This is a genomic window from Yersinia alsatica, assembly GCF_025133195.1.
Lineage (GTDB): Bacteria > Pseudomonadota > Gammaproteobacteria > Enterobacterales > Enterobacteriaceae > Yersinia > Yersinia alsatica.
Window position 1 is genome coordinate 1,551,309 of record NZ_CP104006.1, and the last position, 22,933, is coordinate 1,574,241.

Genomic DNA, 22,933 nt, shown 5'->3' on the forward strand with positions numbered 1-22,933 from the left:
TTTTTATCTTTTTATAATGAAAAAACTCTTTTACTGGTGGGGCAGCCGCAGGACTCACCGAGTTGTAGCGAAAAATCGAATTCGCGAATAGTCGGAGCACCATTCCAGTTTTTCAGCATCTCAATAGCGGTTTTCGCCATTAAATCCACCGGTTGGCGTACTGTCGTCAGTGACGGTACGTTATATTCGGATTCAATTGTGCCGTTAAAACAGATCAGTGCTAAGTCCTTTGGGGCAGTCAGGTTGTGCTCGGCCATCGCCCGCAAACAACCAAACGCCTGTAATTCATTGGTCGCAAATAGAGCCTGTGGTAATGGCCCAGCTAGCATTTGTTGCGCCGCCTGATAACCACCAGGGCGGGTATAGGTGGTAGAGAAAATCCACTCGTTGCGTACTGTCAGTCCGGCTTGTTGCAAAGCATCGCGCCAACCATTCACCCTATCTTGAGTATTAAGCATATCCAGCGGACCGCAAATAATGGCAATTTCACGATAGCCATGCTCAATCAGATGCTGGGTTGCCTGAAATGCCGCTGCGCGCTCATCCACACGGATGGCACAGATTTGTTGTGCAGGATCGACTCTATCCAGCATGACAAACGGCGTACCGGTAGCTTGAATTAAGTCAATGTAAGGATGGCGATCGACGCTGGTATACAGCAAGCCATCAACCTGACGATGCAGCAAATTATTGATGAGTTCGAGTTCACGCTGACGAGAATCACCGGCATCACCCAGCAGTAACACCTGCCCGTTGGCAAAAGCTTCACGTTGCAGGGCATGAGCCATTGAAGAAATGAATGGGTTGGAGATATTGGGTACGACCAAACCATAAGTTTTAGTCGTACCGCGTGCTAATGCTCTGGCAATCTCATTGGGCCGATAACCGGTTTTCTTGATGGCATCAAGCACCCGCTGTTTGGTGGCTTCTGCCACCGGACGCGGCCCATTATTGATGACGTAACTCACCACCGCCACCGAAGTACCTGCTTCTCGCGCAACATCTGAACGCGTAATACGATGAGATTGAGGCTTTACCAAAGTTACCTACTTTTCTGTATTAAATCGCATCTTCTGGCAAGTTTAGGTCACGTCCGCGTGTTTCAGGAGCAAAGAATGTTGTGACAAAGCCAATCCCGGCCATCACAGCAAAGTAGAGGGCTATTGGCCACCAATGGCCAGTCAATGTCAGCATTGCCGCGGCAACCAGTGGTGCAGTACCGCCTGACAAAATTGACCCTAACTCTTTTGCCACAGCCATTTTGGTATAACGGTTAGTCACACCAAACAGCTCGACACCCCATGCAGCTTGCACGCCGAAGATCCCCAGTGATGCCAGACCCATGCCGATAATTATAGTTCCCATTACAATAATAGGTTCACGGGTTTCTAGCAGCATAAATGCAGGGAAAGCATAGATAATTAACAGTAAACAGAACCAGCGGTAGGTAATACGGCGGCCAAAGCGGTCTGACAGATAGCCTGCTAACGGAATAATCAGGAAGCCCAAGCAAGAGGCGATAAACACCGCCATGGTTGGCACCGATTTATCGACCATCAGCACTTTGGCAACATAACCAATCATAAAGCCTTGAGCCAGATAGGATGGGCCGTTCTCGCCGATACGTAAGCCAACCATAATCCAGAATGATTTGCTGCGTTGCCAGAAAGTGCGGTTATCCACTTCTGTCATATGCTCACGACCGAGAGCCAGTGCTTCTTGGCGCTGTTGCTCCAGCACTAATTTTTGGCGCTCAAATACTGGGCTTTCACGCATATGACGGCGAATAAACAGTGCGGCACCGGCGATTAAAATGCTGGAAAGGAACGGAATACGCCAACCCCAATCGAGCAGGGTTTGTTTATCCATTTGCAGCACCAACAACCATACTAGTGCCGCTAATAACGTACCGCTGTTAGAACCCAACGCAATAATTGAGGAGACCAGACCACGTCTTTTCGCCGGAGCATATTCTCCGAGCATTACCGCGCCACCTGACAACTCAGCGCCAGCTCCCAGCCCTTGCATAAAGCGCAAGAAGGCCAGACAGGCCGGTGCCCACAAGCCGATAGAGGCGTAGCTTGGGATCAAGCCAATCATGGTCGTGGATGCGCCCATCAAGGTGATGGTGGTAATCATCACCACTTTACGGCCCTTACGATCGCCTAATCTGCCAAACAATAGCGCACCAATAGGGCGAGCAATAAAGCCGACAGAGTAAGTGGCGAAACTGGATAATAATGCGATCGCCGGTGTTGCTTCAGGGAAGAAGACATCACCAAATATTATGCCAGCGGCTAAGCCATAGAGTGCAAAGTCTGCATACTCCATGGCGGTGCCAAGCCAGCACGAAAAGGTTGCGCGCCAAAAATCTTTACGACCTTCGGGCGTAGCCAAGCGCTCTTCTGCAGCCATGCTCTCTGATGGAGCATTGTCTGCCGCCGAGCTATTTAGTGAAGTCATTAAAAAAGTTCCCCTGGTGTTGAAGCATCATATTCACGCATCAATATGTTCACAGATTAATGTCTGCCTGTTTATTCGCCTTTCACCCGGTTGTTAGGATAATCAACCAAAGGGTGCTGAGCAGTAAAACATTAGCCACTTTAATCTTGTTCCGTGCTTTAAGTGTATCTACCCGCGTAGATAGGTCAAACTAATTATTAAATCTTTAGAGATTGTTCACGAAACTGTCACATAATTGCTTGGTATTTGCACGAAATATGCGGGCTAACCGAGTAAAGCCCGCAAAATATCAGTTGATAACAGGGGAGGGAGTCGACAATTTTTAGCCGTGATGAGTATTCAGGATAAGAATAATCGGCTTACCCGGCAACTCGTAACCAAGCAAACAGTACGGCTACTACAATCACAATAACGGCGGTTGCAATGACCAGCCGCTCAGCAAATAAACGACGCATTGGTATGCTCCTTAGGCAAAACTGTAACGCTCAGAATGGTATTTCGACATCGGAACCCCGATCTCAGCCAGCGCTTTTTCAATCGCATCCATCATGATATTTGGGCCACAGATAAAATACTCATGACTGGCATAAGGAGGAGGCAAGTAGCGCTTGAAGACCTCGGCATTAATGAACCCTTTTTCGCCAGTCCAGTCTGATGATGGATTGGATAATACGTGCACCACTTTCAAATTCAGCCGTGATTGTAAGGCTTCTAATTCCTCACGAAACGTAATTGATTCCCAATCTTTACTGCCATAAAGCAGTAGGGCGGGGCGCTGGTCGCCGCTGTCCGCGAGGGTACGCAACATACTCATCATCGGGGTTATCCCAACCCCGCCGGCGACTAAAACATGCATATCTGCCGGATTACCCAAGGTGAACGCGCCATAAGGGCCATCCAGATAGACTCGTTGACCGACCGGTATTTTAGCAATATTACGGGTGAAATCGCCCAAGTTGCGGATCGACATTTCGACGCGCCCATCACTTACTGCCGCACTGGATGAGAAGGAAAAAGGATGCCCAGTAATGTTAAACGGGCTGCCCCAAACGGTTAGCCAGCCAAATTGACCCGGAGTAAAACGAAAGCCTGCATGGCCCTCAGGTGCCATAACCAATGTGGTGGTGTCCCCGCGTTCTTCACGCACATCAACCACTCGATAAGGGCGGCGCAGAATAAAGAGCGGCTTGACGATCCGCACATAGAGCAGCAGCCCAAACCAAAACAGAATCAGGCCAATCCACAGCGCTTTTTTCAGTGGATCGTCGAGGTAAAAGCCCCAACCAACCATATGGGCGATCCCGGCGATTACTGCAACGACAGCCAGAATAATGTGAGATAAATGCCAGATTTCATAACGGATTTTCAATTGCACTCGCCACAATGCGGTAATGACCAAAGCAATCAGTGAATAGGTTGAGAGTGCTGCAAAACGGGCACGCCATGGGGCTTCGAAGGAGTTGAGTAATGCCAGTAACTCAGGGCGAACAACAAACAGGATGATTGGATGCGCAATGACTAATCCAACGGCAATAAGCGAAATGCGCCGATGGAAGTGATAAATAATATCTTCCCCCCACGGCTCGGTGACATAGCGAAAGCGCGCCGTCAGACCAAATTGTAGCCCCATGATTGCTAATCCAGCATAACCGAGAGCTATAGAAAGCTCAGTCCAGAAATCTCGGGCGGGGGGCAATGTACCGGTCAATAAAGCCAATAATGGGGCTAAAATAAAAAACAGGTATACCGCAATCCAAACAGTACTGCGCCAAGCATAAGTCGACATGTTTTCACGCCAAAATAATAAATCACATGGTTATAAGTATACTAAGTGAAAGAAAGGATAACCATTTATTAACATTGGCCTAATAATCTCTGCCATAGCTTTCATGCAGAGATTATTATCTGGTTAAATGACTTTAATTGCCAGATAATCGAATGTGTAGCTCAGTTTTTACGATATAAATATGATTAATAGCGTTAGTCGATAATAATGACTTCAGTCAAATTCTCCATTTTTTTAAGCTCATCCTCAGGAATTCCAGCGTCAGTAATAAAATAGTCAATATCAGACCAATCACAGAATTGGAATAAACCGGAGCTACTAAATTTGGTGCCATCACTCACAACTACTCTTAACCTGGCACTTTTAACCATCGCTGATTTGATTTCAGCTTCTTCGTAGGATGCGGTACAAGGCCCATTACGATGCTTAAGGCCATCAGTACCCAAAAAAACGATATCGGCATTAATTGATTGAAAGGCACTGACTCCCCACATCCCAACCATGGCCAAGCTACTTGGTCTGAAACGCCCCCCCACCAGAAAGATATCGTTATCAGTTCCACTGAGAGGCTGAACAATATTTATCGCATTGGAGATAATAGTTAATCGACTTTTCATGACCAATGCTTTCGCCACACATTGGACTGTGCTCCCAGTATCAAGAATGACCACCCCTTTTTCAGGAATCAACTGGACCGCCACTTGCGCTATTTTATCTTTAATATCAAGGTGCTCTGTGTTTTTTCTGGCTAGCGGTTGCTCAATGGCCAGAATATTACCAGAGGCGATCGCCCCACCATGGCCTTTAGTGGCAATGCCCTTTTTATCAAGATATATCAAATCCTTGCGAATGGTTTCAGTAGAAACACCAAACATATCCGCAATCTTCCCAACCTTAACGCTACCCTCGGAAATTAAAATTTGCGCTAATTTATTTCGTCGTTCAATCGTCAAAGAGTTAGCCATGATAACTACCTTTTAAAAATCCATTAAAAATATATTTTTCAATAAATTAAAGTTAAAAAATGAAAATTTATTCCGTTATAAATTGGTTATTCAAAGGATCAAATACTCATCCTGAAATGTGCGAGTACTCTACCTCAAGGTGCCCCAATCTTATAGATATTGCGAAAAAAATTGTGATTGAACTCTGGTTTTACAACTAATCAGCTTGATTAGTGGCCTCTTAGTTACGATTATTGCGATTGAGGTTGCGATAATTTGGAAAATGGTTGTGAATTGGTGGGTAAATTGATTGTGATATGTTGGGTTGTAGGCGGAATCATACAATTACCTTAATCAATAAAGATAAGATTGCGATGCAACGATAGATAGAGCGATATATTGGTTATGAAGCGTAATTTTATCGTCGAGCACTATTTGACAGGCTAAAGGGGCAAAAATGGACGGTATTCTCAATATAGAAAGTATCTTGCTAGGGGCTTCATTCCTACATAAATCCGATGCCATCCGCAAAGCGGGGGAGATATTGCAGTCATCTGGATATGTGACTGAAAAATATATTGATCTCATGCTTAAAAGAGAAGCAATGACCTCCACTTTCATGGGCAATAATCTGGCTATCCCGCACGGGGTTGATGGCTCTGAAAGTGAAATAGTCCGTTCAGGCATCTCAGTTATCCAAATACCTGAAGGCGTCAGTTTTGGTGATGGGGCGGTTGCCTATGTAGTGATAGGCATTGCCGGTAAAGATGGGAGCCATCTCGATATTTTGAACCAGATAGCTATTGCTTGCATGGAAGAAGAGAACATCGAAAAAATCCGCTACGCAAAAAGTAGGCAAGAAATATTAGATGTGCTTGGCCTTTAGCGAGTTGTTTATTTATCAATGGAATTAACCAATGCTAACGTGATGAGATTTTAAAATGAAAGAAAACAAGCTGGTTGCAGATTTCATAATAAATAATCCTAATGGATTACATGCACGCCCAGGGGCATTTCTGGTTGCAGCTTTAAAACCATTTAAAAGTGAAGTGAAAATAACCAATACCAACCGAGACTCAAAAATAGTCAATGCAAAGAGTCTATTAAGCCTGATGGTTCTGGGTGTTAAAAAAGGGCATAACATTCGAGTATTTATTCAAGGTGATGATGCGCAAGAAACATTAGATACTTTACAGAGTGCAATTTTAAATGGCTTGGGTGAGTCAGTATAAAAATGAATAAGTTAACTTTAAGCCATTAATTATAATCTCTTATTTTAGTGCTATATAAGTCATTAATATCGCCATTCTTAAGCTTTTATATAGTTAAAAATTTTAATTTAATAAGAAAGGAATAGAGAAATGAGAAGCAAAATCATACTTGCACCCTCAATTATGTGTGCAGACTTATTAAATCTGGAAAATTCAGTTAAAGAACTGGAAAGCATCGGGATTGATGCGCTCCATATAGACATTATTGACGGTGCTTTTAGCCCAAGTATGCCATTGGGTCTTGATACAGTTAAACGATTGAGAGAAAAGACAGATCTGGATTTTGATGTACATATTATGTCAAAGAATAATGATTGGTTTGTCGAACAACTTCTTGATATTGGTGTGCAACAAATTTCTTTTCATATTGAAACGACCCTCCATGCTGACCGGCTGGTCAATATGATTAAAAACCGAGGGGTTAAAGCCAGTGTCGCGTTGAATCCAGCGACCCCATTATCTTGTTTGCAGTATTTACTACCTCAACTTGATAACGTTTTGCTTATGCTTATTAATCCCGGTTTTGCGGGAGATAAAAGTGAGAAACAGGCAATTTATTCAGAGAGCAAAGTGCGCGACTTAGCCAAGTTAATTGATGAGTTGCAAGGAAGTACCGGAATTCAAGTTGATGGGCGAGTTTCGCTGGCCTCTATTCCGGGATTGATTCAATCAGGTGCCAACAATTTAGTCTTGGGAAGTACCAGTCTTTATATTCCAGGGAAAACATTATCTGAAAACAAAGTCTCACTGGACCATGCCGTACAACAAGGCTTGTTAACTCTGTAAAGCATTTGGTAAATGACAGCGAGGTTTTAATCATGGACTACAGCGACGCAAGAGTAAAAATTGTCAGCGAATTGGACAAAACACTCAATAGTATTTCTCCTGACAGCATCATGGCGCTGGTCGATAAAATCGAAAAAGCTGACAAAGTTTTCTTTGTCGGGGTTGGCCGGGTTTTGCTTTCTCTGGAAGCGATTGCCAAGCGCTTGGCACATCTGGGCGTGAAAACCTATGTGGTCGGGCAAATAACTGAACCGGCCATTACTGCGGATGACTTGTTGATTGTTGGCTCTGGCAGTGGTGAAAGTATGTTTCCTTTGGGCATTGCGAAAAAAGCTAAAAGCTTTGATGCAACAGTGGCTCATATAGGTTCTAACCCGAATAGCTCAATGGGGGCATTCAGCGATATTTTTATCAGAATACCGGTTCAGACAAAATTAAATCTTCCCGGTGAGATTCCATCAGTACAGCCAATGACAAGTCTATTTGAGCAATCACTGCTTATTCTTGGCGATACGATTGCTTTAATGATGGTGGAAGAAAAGAAAATAGAATTGCATAGCTTATGGAAATTACATGCAAATCTTGAATAGGAGATAGTCATGAGTAACACAGGTTGGATAAATTTAAATAAGAAAGTGGTTATTGTTACCGGCGGCGCTTCTGGAATTGGTGCCAAGATTGCGCAGAACCTGCATGATAATAATAGCATTGTCGTCATCAGTGACTTACGAGAAAGTGAAGAGTGCAAAACTAATTCTGATCTTTTTATTCAGTGTGATATTACCAATAAAAACAGTGTTGAACTTATGGTTCAAACGGTAATAGAAAAATATGGGAGAGTTGATGCATTAGTTAATAATGCAGGCGTGAATAGACCGAGACTTTTAGTCGACCATTATAAAAAGAATAATGCTTATGAAGCCTCCGAAGAAGATTTTGATTTTATTGTTAATGTAAATCAGAAAGGGCCTTTTTTATGTGCTCAGGCTGTCGCAAGGCACATGATCGAAAGCCAACATGGTGTCATTGTTAATGTTTCCTCCGAAGCAGGTACTGAAGGCTCTGCCGGACAAAGTATTTATTCTGCGACGAAAGGAGCATTAAATAGTTTTACTCGCTCATGGGCCAAAGAGTTGGGTAAATTTGGTATCCGAGTTATTGGCATTGCTCCCGGCATAAATAAAAGAACCAATATGAATAGCGATGAGAACTATCGCGCACTGGCTTATACACGAGGGCTTGATCCGGACAATATCGATAACGATTACACCGGTTCAATTCCATTGGGGCGCGCAGGTGAACATCATGAAATAGGTGACCTGGTGACATATCTGGTATCCGATCACTCTAGTTATATCAGTGGAACGACGATAAATATTTCCGGAGGCAAGTCGCGGTAAGGAAAGTATTTATTTAGCTTTAAAGTTCCCTCGTAACCCTACTTATGGGAAATACTAAGATGCCTAATACAATAAATGACAAAGCACAGAAAGATAAAACTTTTCTCGTAAAAGTACAAAGGTTTGGTAATTTTCTAAGTGGAATGGTAATGCCTAATCTTGGCGTTTTTGTTGCCTGGGGCTTAATTACAGCATTATTTATTCCTACCGGATGGATCCCAAATGAACACCTAGGCGCACTGGTCGGCCCCATTCTGACCTATTTGCTGCCGCTATTAGTCGGCTTTACTGGCGGTTTTATTGTTCATGGACAACGAGGCGGAGCCATTGGTGCCTTGGCAACAATGGGGCTGATTATTGGCTCCTCAGTCACCATGCTGAGTGGGGCCATGATTATGGGGCCATTTGCTGCATGGATAATGAAAAAAATTGACCAGTATCTGGATGGAAAATTCAGAGCGGGTTTTGAAATGCTGATCAGTAATTTCAGCATGGGGATTGTCGGCCTGGTTATTACACTGGCTGGATATATCATTATCGGCCCGATCATTGCGGGTTTGATTCATATGTTATCCGCCGGGGTAGACTGGACAATAGCCCACGGTTTACTGCCTTTTATTTCAATTTTTGTTGCGCCAGCCCAGGTACTCTTTTTAAATAATGCCATTAACCACGGCATCATGGCCCCGCTAGGTTTAGAGCAGGTTGCCGCTACCGGTAAATCTATTCTCTTCTTGGTTGATGCCAACTGTGGGCCTTCAGTTGGTACACTGTTGGCTATTTCATTCTTTGGCAAAGGAATGGCGAAAAAGACGGCGCCAACCGCGGCATTAATTGCCGGTGTCGGTGGGATTGGTGAAGTTTATTTCCCGTTCGTCCTAATGAAACCCGTATTGGTCTTTGCCACCATGGGGGGGATCACCACTTCACTGACTTGTTTCATGTTATTAGGCGGCGGTACCGTTGCGACACCTTCACCTGGCAGTTTCTTTGCCATGCTGGTGTTAACGCCCAAAGGTGCCATGTTAGGTAACTTGGTTGGGTTTTTTGCCGGGATGGCGGTCTCCTTTATTATTGCCGCTGTTTTACTGAAATTAGATAAACGCCCCGAAACTATCGATGGAACTGAGTCTGTTGATACACACTCAGCCAACAATGCTAATAGCGAAGTTTTAAACACCCAGGGTGCGCGAAATATTGAAAAGATTATTGTTGCCTGTGATGCCGGTATGGGCTCTAGTGCCATGGGGGCTTCAGTGCTAAAAACAAAACTGAAGAAGGCGATGATAGATATTAAAGTGGCTAACGCAAAAATAGAGGAGATCCCCAGCGATACCGACTTGGTTATTACACATATTCAACTAATAGATCGCGCCAAAAAGTTACATGGAGATAAAGGGATCACTTTCATGTCGATCACTAACTTTATCGAGGGAAGCCAATATGATGAAATTGTGGAATATATAAAAAATAATAAAATAAGCCGTTAGAAGTGATTGGAGGGGATGCTGCTGATATCCCCTCTTTTTTTGGCCTGTTTTGTATTAACGCTGTGGCCTTTTAGCCAAAATAGCCTCGCCGATGACCACATTGCCCATTTTTATCAAATTTTCGCTGACCCCCTTGGCATCGGTATCATCTTTGTTCTGACTGAGTTTCATGACTCCGCTGAGTTCTGTAATAACCACCTCGACACCGACAATGGCTTTGACCATGGCAGTGATATAGCTTTCTGGCGCATCAGTTAGTTGCCAAGGAGTAAGCTGACCAGATTCTTGCTGGTGAGTCAGGCGGGCCAACTGCTCACGAATATCGTCTTCATTATCATGAATAATGAGCTTTCCGCGCACTTGGGCTACCTGATAATTCCAGGTTGGAACCTGTTTATGATGTTGGTGTTTGCTGGGATACCAAGTGGGAGAAATATAGGCATTTTCGCCGCGAAAAATCACCAGTACCTCTTCGTACCCCTCAATATTCTGCCAAACAGGGTTTGCTCTTGCTACATGGGCATGCAGCGAACCCGGCCCTTGGTCTGTAGCACGATACTCAAAGGGAATATGGCATGCATCAAGTATTCCCGCTTGCTGGTTGATGAGAATACCCAATGGATACTGTTTAATAAGGGCATGCAGAACTTCTGGGCGATGTTCCTGAAACTGACGCGGAGAGTACATATTCCACTCCTTTAATGATTGGCTTGCTCTGTTTTCTGTGCAAATAGGTATTCGCACAGCAACTCGCGCGGCTCGCTGACTTATGGCGTCGAAATTACGGCAATGGTGGTTTACTATTAAGTACCAGATTGCAGATTAATTAATGGGCCACAATAGATGTCGAGAAAAGCCAGAGTGGTTGATATTCCGGTTATTGGTGAACTTGATCGAACAACTGGAAATCTTAGCCTACAACTGGCGCGCTCACTGCGCAAAGCCATTCATAAAGGTGAGCTTAAAGCGGGTGACCTTCTGCCTTCGACCCGCGTTCTTTCCAGTGCACTCAATGTTGCCAGAGGCACAGTGCTTGAGGCTTTTGAACAGCTAAAAGCCGAGGGTTTTCTGGAGATGCAATATGGCTCTGGTACACGCGTAGCGCGATTACTGGAAAGTGATAACAAAAAGCCATCACCCACAATACCTATCATTGCTGACGATATTCCTCTGTCGGCTCAGGCGCAGGCCTTCGCCCAGACTGCGGCTCAAATGAAACCATTGGCCCCAGTGCCTTTTGCTGTTTCTGTTCCCGCATTAGACACCGCACCTGATGACATCTGGCGGCGTTTAGGTAATCGAATTCGCGCCAAAGGGCCGGGTGCACCTTCTGGTTACGGTGATCCACAGGGGGCACTGGCACTGCGCGAAGCTATCTGTGAATATGTGCGAAAAGCGCGATCAGTTCACTGTACGCCGCAGCAGATTATTATCACCTCTGGAACACAGCAGGGGTTATATCTGGCGACCCAGATATTGCTGGACTCAGGTGATAGCGCATGGGTTGAAGAACCGGCTTATCCGGGAATTACCGCCATTTTTGCCAGTGCGTTCCGCGACAGAACTATGGTCAGAATCCCTGTTGCTGAGTCGGGGATTGATGTGGCCGTCGGGCGAGAAATCGCGGGAAATGCCAAGGCTGTGTTTGTCACTCCCTCGCATCAATACCCATTGGGGATGCCCATGAGCATGGCGCAGAGAAACGCGCTGTTGGCATGGGCAAAAGAGCATAAATCCTGGATAGTTGAGGATGACTATGACAGTGAAATGCGCTATTCCGGCCACCCATTTGCCTCTCTTCAGGGGCTGGATCCCGCCAGAGTCATCTATCTAGGGACTTTTAGTAAAGTGCTATTTCCTTCACTGAGACTGGGATATGCCATTGTTCCAGAACTGCTAGTCGATGCTTTTTGCGGCGCAAGAATATTGATGGATCGCCATCCCCCTAGTGCTGATCAGTATGTGTTGGCCAGTTTTATGGCCGAGGGGCATCTTGATCGGCATATTAGGAAGATGCGCAGCGTATATGCGGAAAAACGCAAAGTACTGATTGAGGCCATCAGAATTTATATTGATGTTGAACTTGGCGAACTACAGCCCTGTGATCAGGGGATGCATATGGTGTTGTGGCTCAAACGAGGATTGGATGACTGCGTGGTCGCACAAAAATGCGCACAGGCGGGAATCTCCTTGCGGGCTATTTCGCCCATGTATGGCACAGCACGCCGCCGATCTGGGTTACTCCTTGGGCTTGGCGGATACAGTGACCAAGAAATCACTCGAGCAATCATCAAATTAAATGGGATTATGGTTTCACTGACGCAATCGGGTCGGTAGAAAATAATGGGGCTAAACCCATCCATCGGCCCTATTGTTTCTGATTTATCTGGAAAATCTCTTCGCGCCAAATACGCATACCAACACACTCATTGCCAGTAATGCTGCGATCACCGCTCTCATTCCAGTCAAGAATAGGGGAGAGAACTCCAATACCGCGACGCGTGTTGCGGGCAAAGAGCCACTGAAAATAAGCATTCGGATGAAGCCATTGAGCCAGCCTTGCGTCAGTTTATTGTCTGTTTGCTGGTTTAAGGCAACAGCCCGGCCAGTTTTTTCTGAATAATTCGCCATTCCCGTACGACTCCAATCCCGATGAAAAAGGTGCCTAACTTGGCAATCTATCGTAATAAGTGACAGATTATTTTCCTGATTAAGTGGTCTATGCACAGGTCCACATTATGGGATTCTCATTGAGCCACTTTGTATCTGATTTAGAAATGTAGCTTAACTATTAGCTGAATTATGAGGAGCAGTGAGGAGGTAGTTTGAACAACATATTCTATTTAATCATTTTTTCTCTATTTATTTATATTTAATTTTCGATATCATTTATATTTGAATGATTTGCTATATATTTAAAATTATGTTTAATATTATTTAAGGTTAAATGAGTTTAATTTATTTTATTCTGTGTTCTGAAATGTATTTATCATTAATTTTATCAATGCCTTTCGTATTTGTCATATATATCCATATGATATTTCTAGCCCATAATTTCAATTAAATCAATTCGATAAAAACGTGACAAAATAAAAATTATTCAAACGTAAACATCTCGGGCCACATGTAAATAAAAAACCACAATTAGCATTAAATATATTTAATGCTAATGGATAGCGCATTTATGTTTTGCAACCATTATATATCCGGGCAATGTCTCTACCCTGAATTAGGTAGGGGATTAGTCTGGTTGTCTTAATTATTAATCTTGTTGAATATTATATTAGAGGCATTATAAGCATGGAAACTAATAAGACACTTACACCTGAAAGTGAAAAAGCTGCATTATTTTTAATGGATCAAGTCATGAGCTATACCTATCAAGCTGCGCTTCGGGCCGCCGCTCTTTTAGGGGTAGCCGACCATCTTTTAGATAAACCAAAAACAGTGAAAGAACTTGCGCAAGAAATGGGTGTGGAAGAGCAACCTTTGCATCGGGTAATGCGGCTACTGGCGACACGAGATGTCTTTAAAGAGATTGGCGGGCAGAAATTTGAGCTGACTCCAGCGGCGGAGCTGCTATCTAAGTCCTCACCTCACTCACTGCGAGCGGCAGTATTGATGTTGACTGATGAAACCTTCTGGCGTCCATTAGGAATCATTGCCGAAAGTGTTCACGGTCACTCGGCCTTTAAGAAAATATTCGGCACTTCTTTCTTCGAATACTGGTCAAAACCTGAAAATCACACGCCTGACAGAGATTTTCATGCTGGCATGTCTTCTATGTCCAATGTGGAAAATGCTTGTTTGGTACGCAGCTATGACTTCCCGAAAAATGCGACGGTGGTAGATGTGGCTGGGGGCATGGGGGGATTGCTGTTGAGAGTATTGCAAGCTAACCCGACCCTTCACGGTATTTTATTCGATCGCGAGCCGGTGGTGGCAAGAACCCGTCTGGGTGAACTGGGGGATGATTCGCGCTGGGAACTCCAGTCTGGTAGTTTCTTCGAGTCATGTCCGTCAGCCGATATTTATATGCTGAAATATATCGTCCACGACTGGCCGGATGAAAAATCAGTTGAAATATTGAGCAACTGCCGTAAGGCAATGCGGCCTGACGGCAAGGTGCTGATTATGGACACTATTATTCCGGAGAATAACCATCCACACTTCGGAAAAACCATGGATATTCTCATGTTAGCCAGTTTTGACGGTGGCAGAGAGCGTACCGAAACTGAGCTAAAAGGACTGCTGGCCAAGGCTGATCTGAAAATTAACCGCATAATAGATACAGGCACTTACCTCTCGATCATTGAGGCTGTTGCGCGTTAACGAGATAGTCATCCTCGTCCCTGATAGAAAAAGGAGGGACGAGGATTCAATACGGCAATATTTTTCGCTAGAGGCATAATAAAAATGGGAATATTGAAGCTGTTGCTTGTTAAATATTGATATTCCTGAGATAGAGTCTCCCACTTTTCTTTTAGTTAATGTTTAAGGCCATCACTGATCTTGTCAGTGATGGCCTTAAACATTGTGTTCGGCAGAAAATAAAAAGTATTTTTGAGGGCTATGTATCATTGAGTTTTTTTATAATTATCTGGATGTAAGTATTTCAGAAATAGTATAAATGGCTTAATGTGTTATCAACTCTATTATAAAGAGAGTCTCCATTATGTATCTTTCTCGCCGGTCCTACCCATTGCTTTATCTTACCGCCACTCTCTTTCCTATCAATAGCTTTGCTGGGTCTGCTCGTGATTATCTTAATGCCCCAGTTGATTCATGGCTGGGGTTTTATAATGCGGGTTATTCATCTTCGGTGACTCCAGAAGATGGTATGGATATTACGTCTGATGTGAGAGCAAATGTATTATCTCAATCTTTTATGCTGACTCGTACGATGGATTATTGGGGGAGAACCGGGGGGCTTTCATTGGTTCTCCCTTACCGTTATGTTGAAACCCATTCTGATGACTTCCGGGCTTCTACTCGTGGCGTATCTGATATCGGCATGTTGTGGCAAATTAATTTGTTTGGCGGGCCGGCATTGAGTCGCGAGCAATTCCGCGCCTTTATTCCGGAAACCTTCTCCAGCTTTCATTTTTATCTTGGCACTCCATTGGGAGAATATGATGCACACTCCGCTCTAAATCCCAGCTCAAATCGATGGGTTTTTTCGCCAACCCTGAACTATAGCTATACGCCAGATCAAGGCTGGACATGGCTTGAGACTTATATTACGACGACCGTATTTACGGACAATGATAACTACCAGGTTGCTGGTGCCTCTAAACTTGCTCAGGATCCTCTGGTGGTAATTGAGGGGCATGCCAGTCGCAATATTACGCCGCAAATATGGGTATCTTTCGATAGTTATTACAATGTTGGTGGTGAGACACGTATTGATGATGTTGCTCAAGATAATGCTGCTAATACCTTGAGGTTGGGGACCGGGATCGGCATCAGAGCCTGGAGCGGCGGTGACATTATTGTGAATTATGAACGTGTTGTTGCCAAGCCATCACCGCAGCCTGAGTCCCAAACAATCAGGATGACGTTACGTCAATTTTGGTAACGAAAGTTGGGTTGATACTGAGTAACCATATTATTTTAGTGGAATATTGCGTCATTTAATTAATGGCAATTAAAAATATCGAGAAATTAATTAAAATTAGAATTTGAATTCAAAAGTAAAATAATTCTCATCGGGCATCTGTCTTAGGTGGAATATTTAACTCTGGATGACTTTTAATTAGTGATTTTATAGAGTTAGTGTTTTTTATTTATTTTCCATGAGATTAATCTTGCCTTTTTATAAGTGAGGCAGGATAAATAGTAAGAATGTTCCCAGTAAAATTTGTGACTCTTAAAATAATACAAGTGTGACTTTGATCGCTATATTCAGTGATGGAATAATAAGTATATTAACTTTGTTTATATATTCATTAAGAAAATCAATGGCTGGTATGTGTTATTTTCAATGTGAGGAGTGCAGATATGGAAAGACGTACATTCTTGAAAGGAGCTGCGGCGCTAGGGCTGGCAGCAGGGACATCCAGTGCGGGAGCAGTAGCTGCATCAGCTCATGCAGCAACAGGGGAGCATGCATTACCCGATAAAATTGCCACTGCTTTAGCCCGTTTTCGTGAAACTATTCCCGCCAATTTTGACCAAACTTATGTTGAGAATGCCGTCGTTCCTTTCTTCCTCACCAGTTTCTATGAGGGCGAAAGGCCGATGTTACCCATGATCGACCTGAATTTTACGAAAGAGAATGCGCTGCCTTATGATCTTTGGGGCTTGATTTATAAAGACTGGAAGCCCACGCCCTCTGAAGGAGTCACTGTTTTTTTACAGGGCTTGGAAGAACGTGGTGAGAATAACCTCCGCAAACGTATCTATTTCTCTGCTGTCACTCCGGATCTGTATCGCCCAATGTATGGGGATAAAGTAGTCGCATTTTTCGACCAACTGATGGAACCTCAGTTTGCCAATAAACCCTTCATGCGGCACTACTTAGATTATTATTTTGATATTTATTGGGATTTGCATTTGGGTGTCAAAGGCGATGCTATCCCGAAACAGGTCAGAGAAATTGGTGAGTCTTTCAATACCGTATTAGCCTACCGTGACCCACTGCAACCGATTGTTTATGAAAACTATATGACAGTACGTAAACAACTCGATTTTCTTAAGCAGTGGATTGATGAGCGTGTCGATGACATCAATAATGGGCGCACTGCCAATCCTGAAAAAACCATGGCCTGGTATTGGTTGAAGAATGCCGGTAACGGTGAACACTTTAGTAAGAAAGATATTGTGTTTGAATGCTTCCACAACTTTGTTGCCTTCAGTCAGTGGGGGAATACCTTATTCGGTATCATGTCCCGCTTGAGTGAAAATGAAGGGGACCCGGCTGTCCGTGAAGCATTTAAAAAGACCATGAGCAGTGATTTTGATAATGCTAATGGGGCACCTTATACACCGCTGGAATTATTCGTTATGGAATTATTCCGCACTATCTCACCTAATGGCGGCAGTATTTCTGCGGTGGAGGATGCCCGTACTTCGGCCTATGGAGAGTCACCTCATAATCGTTTTGGTTTGCCTTTTGAACGTCATAGCTACATTAGCACCCCCCATACCAGTACCAGTTTCAGCCCGGTTCACTGGAAAGACCCTAAAGAATTTGATCCTAACCGTTATCGTGATGTGCCAACCAGCGCCGAAATAACCGAAGAGAAATGCAAACAAATTGGTCTGGCTCGCTGCCCATTTGATATCACCTCACTGGAGGTTAAAGATGGTCGTAATGTGGCGCTAACTAACAGCGGTTTCGGTACGGTGTTTGGCGTGGTGGATGGTAAAGCAAAACCGGTATGTGATTATGTGGGCTTTGCTCCATTCGGGTTCAGCTATCGTCGCTGCCCAGGTGAGCAACTGACGATTCAGGTGTTTGAAGATTTTTTGCGTAAAGTATGGCGTGACAAAATTGTGTTCAATAAATTGCAGTTGGCCAAGCCAGGTAGGGTGCCAATTGGCCCGAATGCCGTTATTGATGACAATATTGGTTTTAGCCGTTAAACACCGCACTCTTTCAAGCCCGCATTTGCGGGCTTTTTTATAGGGTGAGTGCCCGCTGTCAGTCCTACAAAAACTTACCACAGCCGTAATGTGGCTATATTTTGCAGCACAGTTGAAACTCATCCTCTGCATTTCCTACAGCCTGTAGGAAAATTCACAATTTCTCCATATTACGGCGATAAACCCACTTATCTCGATTAAATGATATTTACTCTATAAAATACAATGAGTTGAATTTCATTAATCAATATATTAAGTCTGAATAATGTGTTTTAGCTGTTACCCATCCTACAGATTAGCCAGAAGGTCGGTGATGTAATCTGTTCATCGCATGCATAGATCGGTATTATCCATCACCAGTAATGCAAATCATTAGCGTTAGCACTCAAGGATATTTACATCCCTACTTTTCAGGAGAGAAAATGCGATTACGTTTGGCTTTATTTTCATCATTACTGGCAGCCACTGTTGCCATTACCGGATGTGATGATTCATCTAAGACTTCAGAAGAAACATCAAAAATAAGTATTGAACATGCGCAGGGGACCACTCAGGTTCCACTTAATCCGCAAAAAGTCATCATACTGAACCCATCGGTACTGGATACTGCCGACGCTCTGCATATTAAAGTTGCTGGTGTCCCACAGACCAGCACTCATCTTCCCGAATTCTTATCCAAATACAGTGGCTCAGAGTTCTTGAATGCTGGCACCTTATTTGAACCAGATTACGAGGCACTGAGTCAGGCTAAACCTGACCTGATCATTGCCGGTGGTCGTGCTCAAGATGCCTATGACAAACTTAGCGCCATCGCGCCCACTATCTCGCTTGATGTAGATACTCAGCATTTCACACAGAGTTTGACTCATCGCACTGAGCAATTGGCATCGATATTTGGTAAAGAAGAAGAGGCGAAAACTCTGCTGGGTAATTTCACCTCGCAGATTAATGCCATAAAGCAAAAATCGGCCAACGCAGGTTCAGCGATGGTATTGATGGTCAGTGGCGGAAAAATGTCGGCTTACACTCCCGGTTCTCGTTTTGGTTTTATTTTTGACGAGTTAGGATTTACGCCAGCAGCGACTTTCACCGAGACGGGTCGTCATGGGAATGTGGTCACCTCTGAATTTATCCTTAATGCTAATCCTGAGTGGCTATTTGTACTTGATCGCGATAACGCGATTGGCCGCGCAGAAGGTCAATCTGCACAGCAGGTGCTGGATAATCCACTGATTCGTAAAACCAAAGCCTGGCAAAATAATCACATTATTTATCTCGATTCTGCCTCGCTCTATATTGCCGGTGGTGTGCAGAGTTATACGCAGCTGATGGATAAAATTAGCACTGTGTTGGATAAACAAGCGACAGCGCAGTAATTTTCACTAATGAAAAATCTTAGCTTTATTGCAGGCCTGGTGATTTTACTGGGCCTGATGATATGCAGCTTATTTATCGGTGCCGGGAATGTCACTTTGGCTGATGTTTGGTCTGACCCGGATATGCGCGATATTTTTGTGATAAGCCGTGTACCGCGAACATTGGCATTAGTCTTGGCGGGCAGCGCGATGAGTGTTGCCGGCCTTATCATGCAGATGCTGACTCAAAACCGTTTTGTCGAACCTTCAATTGCTGGCACCACCCAGTCAGCCAGCCTTGGTTTATTGCTGATCATGGTGTTTTACCCGGCAGCGCCAGTTATGGTCAAAATGCTGGTGGCGACGGTATTTGCCATGGGCGGCACCGCGCTTTTCATGCTGTTATTGGCACGAATGAGAATGAAGTCGGCACTCATGGTTCCATTGACCGGCATTATGCTGGGAGCAGTATTTAGTGCCGTAACGACTTTTCTGGCTATGGAATTTGATCTTCTGCAATCACTGGGCAGTTGGGAATCGGGCGATTTCTCGGGTGTATTACAGGGGCGTTATGAGCTGCTGTGGATAGTTGGAGCACTGACGCTGATTGCCTGCCTGATTGCAGACCGCTTTACCGTCGCTGGAATGGGGCGAGATTTCTCGGTCAATGTCGGGCTTAATTATCAACGCGTTATGCTGATGGGAATGTCCATTATTGCCATCATTAGTGGCGTGGTGGTGGTAGTGATTGGTGTACTGCCTTTCTTGGGGTTGATTGTGCCTAATATTGTCAGCATGGCGATGGGCGACAATTTGCGCCGCACCATTCCTTGGGTCGCGCTATGTGGCGGAGCACTGGTCGTTTTATGCGACATTATTGGTCGGTTAATCAGCTATCCGTTTGAAATACCGGCCAGCGTTATTCTGGGCGCAATTGGTGCATTCGTTTTCCTATTATTAATTGTTAGGACAAAACGCCATGCAGGCTAATGAATATTCTCCAACAGGCTCTCTCCGGCACGAGAAAAGCAAAACGCTAAGTCTACCGGCAAAGCGGTTATTGTTATTAAGCTTCATTGCCCTTAGTGCGATTGTTCTCTTCATGACCATTAATCTCAGGGGCAATATCCACTATGTGCTGGTGCATCGTGGCCTTATTCTAGCCACGATGTTATTGGTTGCATTTGCTGCTGGCATTGCCACCGTCTTATTCCAAACCGTCACCAATAACCGTATTTTGACCCCCTCGGTTATGGGGCTTGAAGCACTATTTATTCTGATACAAACCCTACTGATATTTTTTGTCGATGCCGATGGGTTCAGAGTATTAGGTATTACCGGTAAGTTTCTCTGTGAGTCAGCATTGTTATTGCTGTTCTCGGCATTTCTCTACCGCTGGTTACTGATGGGCGTGGGCATCAATCTGCACAAGGTGCTATTGGTTGGGTTGGTGTGCGGCACCTTATTCCGTAGTTTATCTAGCCTGATGCAGCGCCTACTCTCTCCGGGGGAGTTTGCCATATTACAGGGGAGGGTATTTGCTACCTTTACGCGAGCCGCGCCTGAAATTATTGCTCTCTCCACTGGGATAATCGTTATCGTGGGTATTGCTGTTTGGCGTATGCGCCATTGCCTCGATATTATCGCGTTGGGTAGAAATACCGCGGTTAATCTGGGTGTTGCCTATCAGAAAAAGATAACCATTATTTTGCTGCTTGTTTCATTGCTGGTGGCTATCTCTACTGCACTTGTCGGGCCGTTAACATTTTTAGGTCTGCTTATCGCTAATCTGGCTTATCCCATTGTGGGCTCATTCCGACATCAATATTTGTTGCCCGGCGTTTTTCTGCTGGGAGCTATTACGTTGGTTGGTGGGCAATTAATTCTCGAACGTTTACTGAACATGTCGGGAACGCTGTCAGTGGTTATTGAGTTTGTTGGCGGCGCGCTGTTTATTTATCTTTTAATAAAAAAGGCTCCGGTGTGATTGAAATAACTGATATTAATAAAAAATACCAGGATACTTTGGTACTCGATAATATAAATGAGCATATTCCTTCAGGTGGAATTACCTCAATTATTGGGCCGAATGGAGCCGGAAAGTCTACGTTATTGTCGATTATGAGCCGTTTACTCACCCCCGACCTCGGGAGTGTGAGGTTTAATGGGCTGGATGTGGCGAAAACTTCCGGGGATAAATTGGCCACTATCCTGTCGGTTTTACGCCAGGAAAATCATTTCACCAGCCGGTTGACCGTCGCGGATTTGGTGGGTTTTGGGCGCTATCCTTATTCAAAAGGCAGGCTCAATGCTAATGATCGCCAACATATTGATGCGGCCATGGAATTCCTTAATTTGATGCCGCTGAAAGATAGGTATCTTGATGAACTCTCTGGCGGGCAGCGGCAACGTGCTTATGTTGCCATGGTGCTGTGTCAGGATACGAAATATATCCTGCTGGATGAGCCATTAAATAATCTGGATATGAAGCACTGTGTCGCGATGATGAAACAATTGCGGCGTGCAGCAGATGAACTGAACAAAACCATCATATTGGTTATTCACGATATCAACTTCGCTTCTGCGTATTCCGACCATATTATTGCGATGAAAGACGGTGCGGTTATTTATCGCGGGGCACCAGAAAAAATAATGCAGCCGGATATTCTGGAAGAGATTTTTGATCTAAAAATAAGAATAGAAAAAGTGCAAGATCAGCATATTGCGATTTACTACCGCTGAGATATTAAACGGTAATTTTCTGGTATTCGTGGCAGATTAATGGGCCACGAATACCGGGAAATATTAGATTGGCGCGTATTCGCCGGTGCCTTCTGGCCAAGGTGTCAGCAGGTCGTAACCTGAATCCGTCACTGCAATAGTATGTTCCCACTGCGCCGAAAGTGAGCGGTCTTTGGTGACAACTGTCCAGCCATCAGAAAGGACGCTGGTTGCTGCTTTACCGGCATTAATCATTGGCTCAATGGTAAAAATCATCCCCGCTTTGAGGCTCATACCCAATCCCGGCGTGCCATAGTGCAATATCTGTGGGTCGGTATGATATTCCTGCCCAACCCCATGACCACAATATTCCCGCACCACAGAAAACCCAGCGCTCTCCGCTACGTGTTGAATGGCAGCACCTATGTCCCCAAGTGTTGCTCCTGGACGCACCGCTTTAATTCCGGCAACCATAGATAAATAAGTGATATCCACCAAGCGCTTAGCCCTGACTGATGGCTCTCCAACATAGTACATTCTGCTGGTATCGCCGTACCAACCATCTTTAATAATGGCCACATCGATATTAACAATGTCACCTTTTTTGAGTTTTTTGTCGGATGGGATCCCGTGACAAACCACATGATTTACAGAGGTACAAACGGTACGGGTATAACCGTGATAACCAATGTTTGCAGGAATAACCTTAAGTACGTTCACAATGTAATCGTGGCATAGCCGGTCAATTTCATCGGTTGTGATACCCGCTTGCACATACGGCGTGATCATTTCCAGTACTTTCGCGGCAGCCTGACCTGCGGCGCGGGCCATTTCAATCTCAGCTGGCGAGTGGATCTTTACTGATGTCATTGCGCGTTCTCTTCTTTATTAAGCGTATTGGTTTCACTTTGGATGATTCTGGCAATATCAGCTCCGCCCTGTAATTCTGCATGTACCAATGCGCGGGCAAGCTCATGATGGCTCAATTGAGGATACAGCTCAGCAAGCATGCCCATTTTGAGCCAATGCTCAGCCTGCGCATTAATTGACCGGCTCATAGCATTACTGGCGATGCGAAGGTTCTCATGCATCAGGTCGGAGATTTTAACAATGCCCATAAAACACCTATA

21 protein-coding genes and 1 pseudogene are annotated in these 22,933 nt (G+C 44.5%); 14 read left to right on the top strand and 8 right to left on the bottom strand.

Annotated elements, in window-relative coordinates; translation table 11 throughout:
- Positions 1 to 11 precede the first annotated feature (11 nt).
- From N0H69_RS06780 to N0H69_RS06795, 4 genes are all read right to left on the bottom strand, one after another.
- Complete coding sequence (locus N0H69_RS06780) at positions 12 to 977, bottom strand: LacI family DNA-binding transcriptional regulator (RefSeq protein WP_050147389.1); 966 nt, start codon at positions 975 to 977, stop codon at positions 12 to 14.
- 82 nt (positions 978 to 1,059) lie between these two features.
- Entirely contained in the window at positions 1,060 to 2,463 is a 1,404-nt protein-coding gene (locus N0H69_RS06785) for an MFS transporter (RefSeq protein WP_050123565.1), read from the bottom strand.
- A 466-nt stretch (positions 2,464 to 2,929) separates the two neighbouring features.
- Positions 2,930 to 4,249 (bottom strand): ferredoxin reductase family protein, encoded by a 1,320-nt coding sequence (locus N0H69_RS06790; RefSeq protein ID WP_050108456.1) that lies wholly within the window; start codon positions 4,247 to 4,249, stop codon positions 2,930 to 2,932.
- A 194-nt stretch (positions 4,250 to 4,443) separates the two neighbouring features.
- Positions 4,444 to 5,214, bottom strand: a complete 771-nt coding sequence (locus N0H69_RS06795; protein ID WP_050108454.1) for a DeoR/GlpR family DNA-binding transcription regulator — start codon at positions 5,212 to 5,214, stop codon at positions 4,444 to 4,446.
- Positions 5,215 to 5,650: 436 nt separating this feature from the next.
- Between N0H69_RS06795 and N0H69_RS06800 the strand changes: the two genes are divergently transcribed.
- The 6 genes from N0H69_RS06800 (at position 5,651) to N0H69_RS06825 (ending at position 10,140) form a co-directional block, all read left to right on the top strand.
- Positions 5,651 to 6,079 carry a PTS mannitol transporter subunit IIA gene (locus N0H69_RS06800; RefSeq protein WP_050150862.1) on the top strand — a complete coding sequence of 143 codons (429 nt, stop codon included), beginning with the start codon at positions 5,651 to 5,653 and terminating at the stop codon, positions 6,077 to 6,079.
- Between the two features lie 55 nt (positions 6,080 to 6,134).
- Complete coding sequence (locus tag N0H69_RS06805) at positions 6,135 to 6,425, top strand: HPr family phosphocarrier protein (protein ID WP_050108451.1); 291 nt, start codon at positions 6,135 to 6,137, stop codon at positions 6,423 to 6,425.
- 129 nt (positions 6,426 to 6,554) lie between these two features.
- Positions 6,555 to 7,250, top strand: a complete 696-nt coding sequence (locus N0H69_RS06810) for a ribulose-phosphate 3-epimerase (RefSeq protein ID WP_050150864.1) — start codon at positions 6,555 to 6,557, stop codon at positions 7,248 to 7,250.
- 32 nt (positions 7,251 to 7,282) lie between these two features.
- Positions 7,283 to 7,840, top strand: a complete 558-nt coding sequence (hxlB, locus tag N0H69_RS06815) for a 6-phospho-3-hexuloisomerase (RefSeq protein WP_050150866.1) — start codon at positions 7,283 to 7,285, stop codon at positions 7,838 to 7,840.
- A 9-nt stretch (positions 7,841 to 7,849) separates the two neighbouring features.
- Entirely contained in the window at positions 7,850 to 8,650 is an 801-nt protein-coding gene (locus tag N0H69_RS06820) for a sorbitol-6-phosphate dehydrogenase subunit (RefSeq protein ID WP_050108445.1), read from the top strand.
- Between the two features lie 149 nt (positions 8,651 to 8,799).
- Positions 8,800 to 10,140, top strand: coding sequence for a PTS transporter subunit EIIC (locus N0H69_RS06825; protein WP_235897520.1), 1,341 nt, complete (start codon positions 8,800 to 8,802; stop codon positions 10,138 to 10,140).
- Positions 10,141 to 10,194: 54 nt separating this feature from the next.
- Here the strand turns inward: N0H69_RS06825 and N0H69_RS06830 are convergent, their stop codons facing one another.
- Entirely contained in the window at positions 10,195 to 10,827 is a 633-nt protein-coding gene (locus tag N0H69_RS06830) for an FMN-binding negative transcriptional regulator (protein WP_050108442.1), read from the bottom strand.
- 156 nt (positions 10,828 to 10,983) lie between these two features.
- Between N0H69_RS06830 and pdxR the strand changes: the two genes are divergently transcribed.
- Positions 10,984 to 12,477 (top strand): MocR-like pyridoxine biosynthesis transcription factor PdxR, encoded by a 1,494-nt coding sequence (gene pdxR, locus N0H69_RS06835; RefSeq protein WP_050150871.1) that lies wholly within the window; start codon positions 10,984 to 10,986, stop codon positions 12,475 to 12,477.
- Between the two features lie 78 nt (positions 12,478 to 12,555).
- On the opposite strand, the pseudogene N0H69_RS06840 reads toward pdxR, so the two are convergent.
- Positions 12,556 to 12,771, bottom strand: a pseudogene (locus tag N0H69_RS06840) (EamA/RhaT family transporter); the annotation flags it as partial.
- Between the two features lie 669 nt (positions 12,772 to 13,440).
- On the opposite strand from N0H69_RS06840, the gene N0H69_RS06845 reads away from it, so the two are divergent.
- The 7 genes from N0H69_RS06845 (at position 13,441) to N0H69_RS06875 (ending at position 21,824) form a co-directional block, all read left to right on the top strand.
- On the top strand, positions 13,441 to 14,472 hold the full coding sequence (locus tag N0H69_RS06845) for a methyltransferase (protein WP_050150875.1): 1,032 nt from the start codon (positions 13,441 to 13,443) through the stop codon (positions 14,470 to 14,472).
- A 343-nt stretch (positions 14,473 to 14,815) separates the two neighbouring features.
- Positions 14,816 to 15,718, top strand: a complete 903-nt coding sequence (locus N0H69_RS06850) for a transporter (protein ID WP_050150877.1) — start codon at positions 14,816 to 14,818, stop codon at positions 15,716 to 15,718.
- A 422-nt stretch (positions 15,719 to 16,140) separates the two neighbouring features.
- Entirely contained in the window at positions 16,141 to 17,727 is a 1,587-nt protein-coding gene (locus tag N0H69_RS06855; protein ID WP_072077442.1) for a twin-arginine translocation signal domain-containing protein, read from the top strand.
- A gap of 422 nt (positions 17,728 to 18,149) precedes the next feature.
- Positions 18,150 to 19,103 (top strand): siderophore ABC transporter substrate-binding protein, encoded by a 954-nt coding sequence (locus N0H69_RS06860; RefSeq protein ID WP_050147369.1) that lies wholly within the window; start codon positions 18,150 to 18,152, stop codon positions 19,101 to 19,103.
- Between the two features lie 9 nt (positions 19,104 to 19,112).
- Positions 19,113 to 20,072 (top strand): ABC transporter permease, encoded by a 960-nt coding sequence (locus N0H69_RS06865; RefSeq protein WP_050108435.1) that lies wholly within the window; start codon positions 19,113 to 19,115, stop codon positions 20,070 to 20,072.
- Positions 20,062 to 21,069: an iron chelate uptake ABC transporter family permease subunit gene (locus tag N0H69_RS06870; RefSeq protein ID WP_050108433.1), complete on the top strand. Its 1,008-nt coding sequence runs from the start codon at positions 20,062 to 20,064 to the stop codon at positions 21,067 to 21,069. The genes N0H69_RS06865 and N0H69_RS06870 overlap by 11 nt, the downstream gene beginning before the upstream one ends.
- Positions 21,066 to 21,824 carry an iron ABC transporter ATP-binding protein gene (locus tag N0H69_RS06875; RefSeq protein ID WP_050108431.1) on the top strand — a complete coding sequence of 253 codons (759 nt, stop codon included), beginning with the start codon at positions 21,066 to 21,068 and terminating at the stop codon, positions 21,822 to 21,824. The genes N0H69_RS06870 and N0H69_RS06875 overlap by 4 nt, the downstream gene beginning before the upstream one ends.
- 63 nt (positions 21,825 to 21,887) lie before the next feature.
- On the opposite strand, the gene map is transcribed toward N0H69_RS06875, so the two are convergent.
- Both map and N0H69_RS06885 read right to left on the bottom strand, forming a co-directional pair.
- Complete coding sequence (map, locus tag N0H69_RS06880) at positions 21,888 to 22,673, bottom strand: type I methionyl aminopeptidase (RefSeq protein WP_050150880.1); 786 nt, start codon at positions 22,671 to 22,673, stop codon at positions 21,888 to 21,890.
- Complete coding sequence (locus tag N0H69_RS06885; RefSeq protein WP_050108426.1) at positions 22,670 to 22,921, bottom strand: ParD-like family protein; 252 nt, start codon at positions 22,919 to 22,921, stop codon at positions 22,670 to 22,672. Before N0H69_RS06885 ends, map begins: the two co-directional genes overlap by 4 nt.
- Between the last annotated feature and the right edge of the window lie 12 nt (positions 22,922 to 22,933).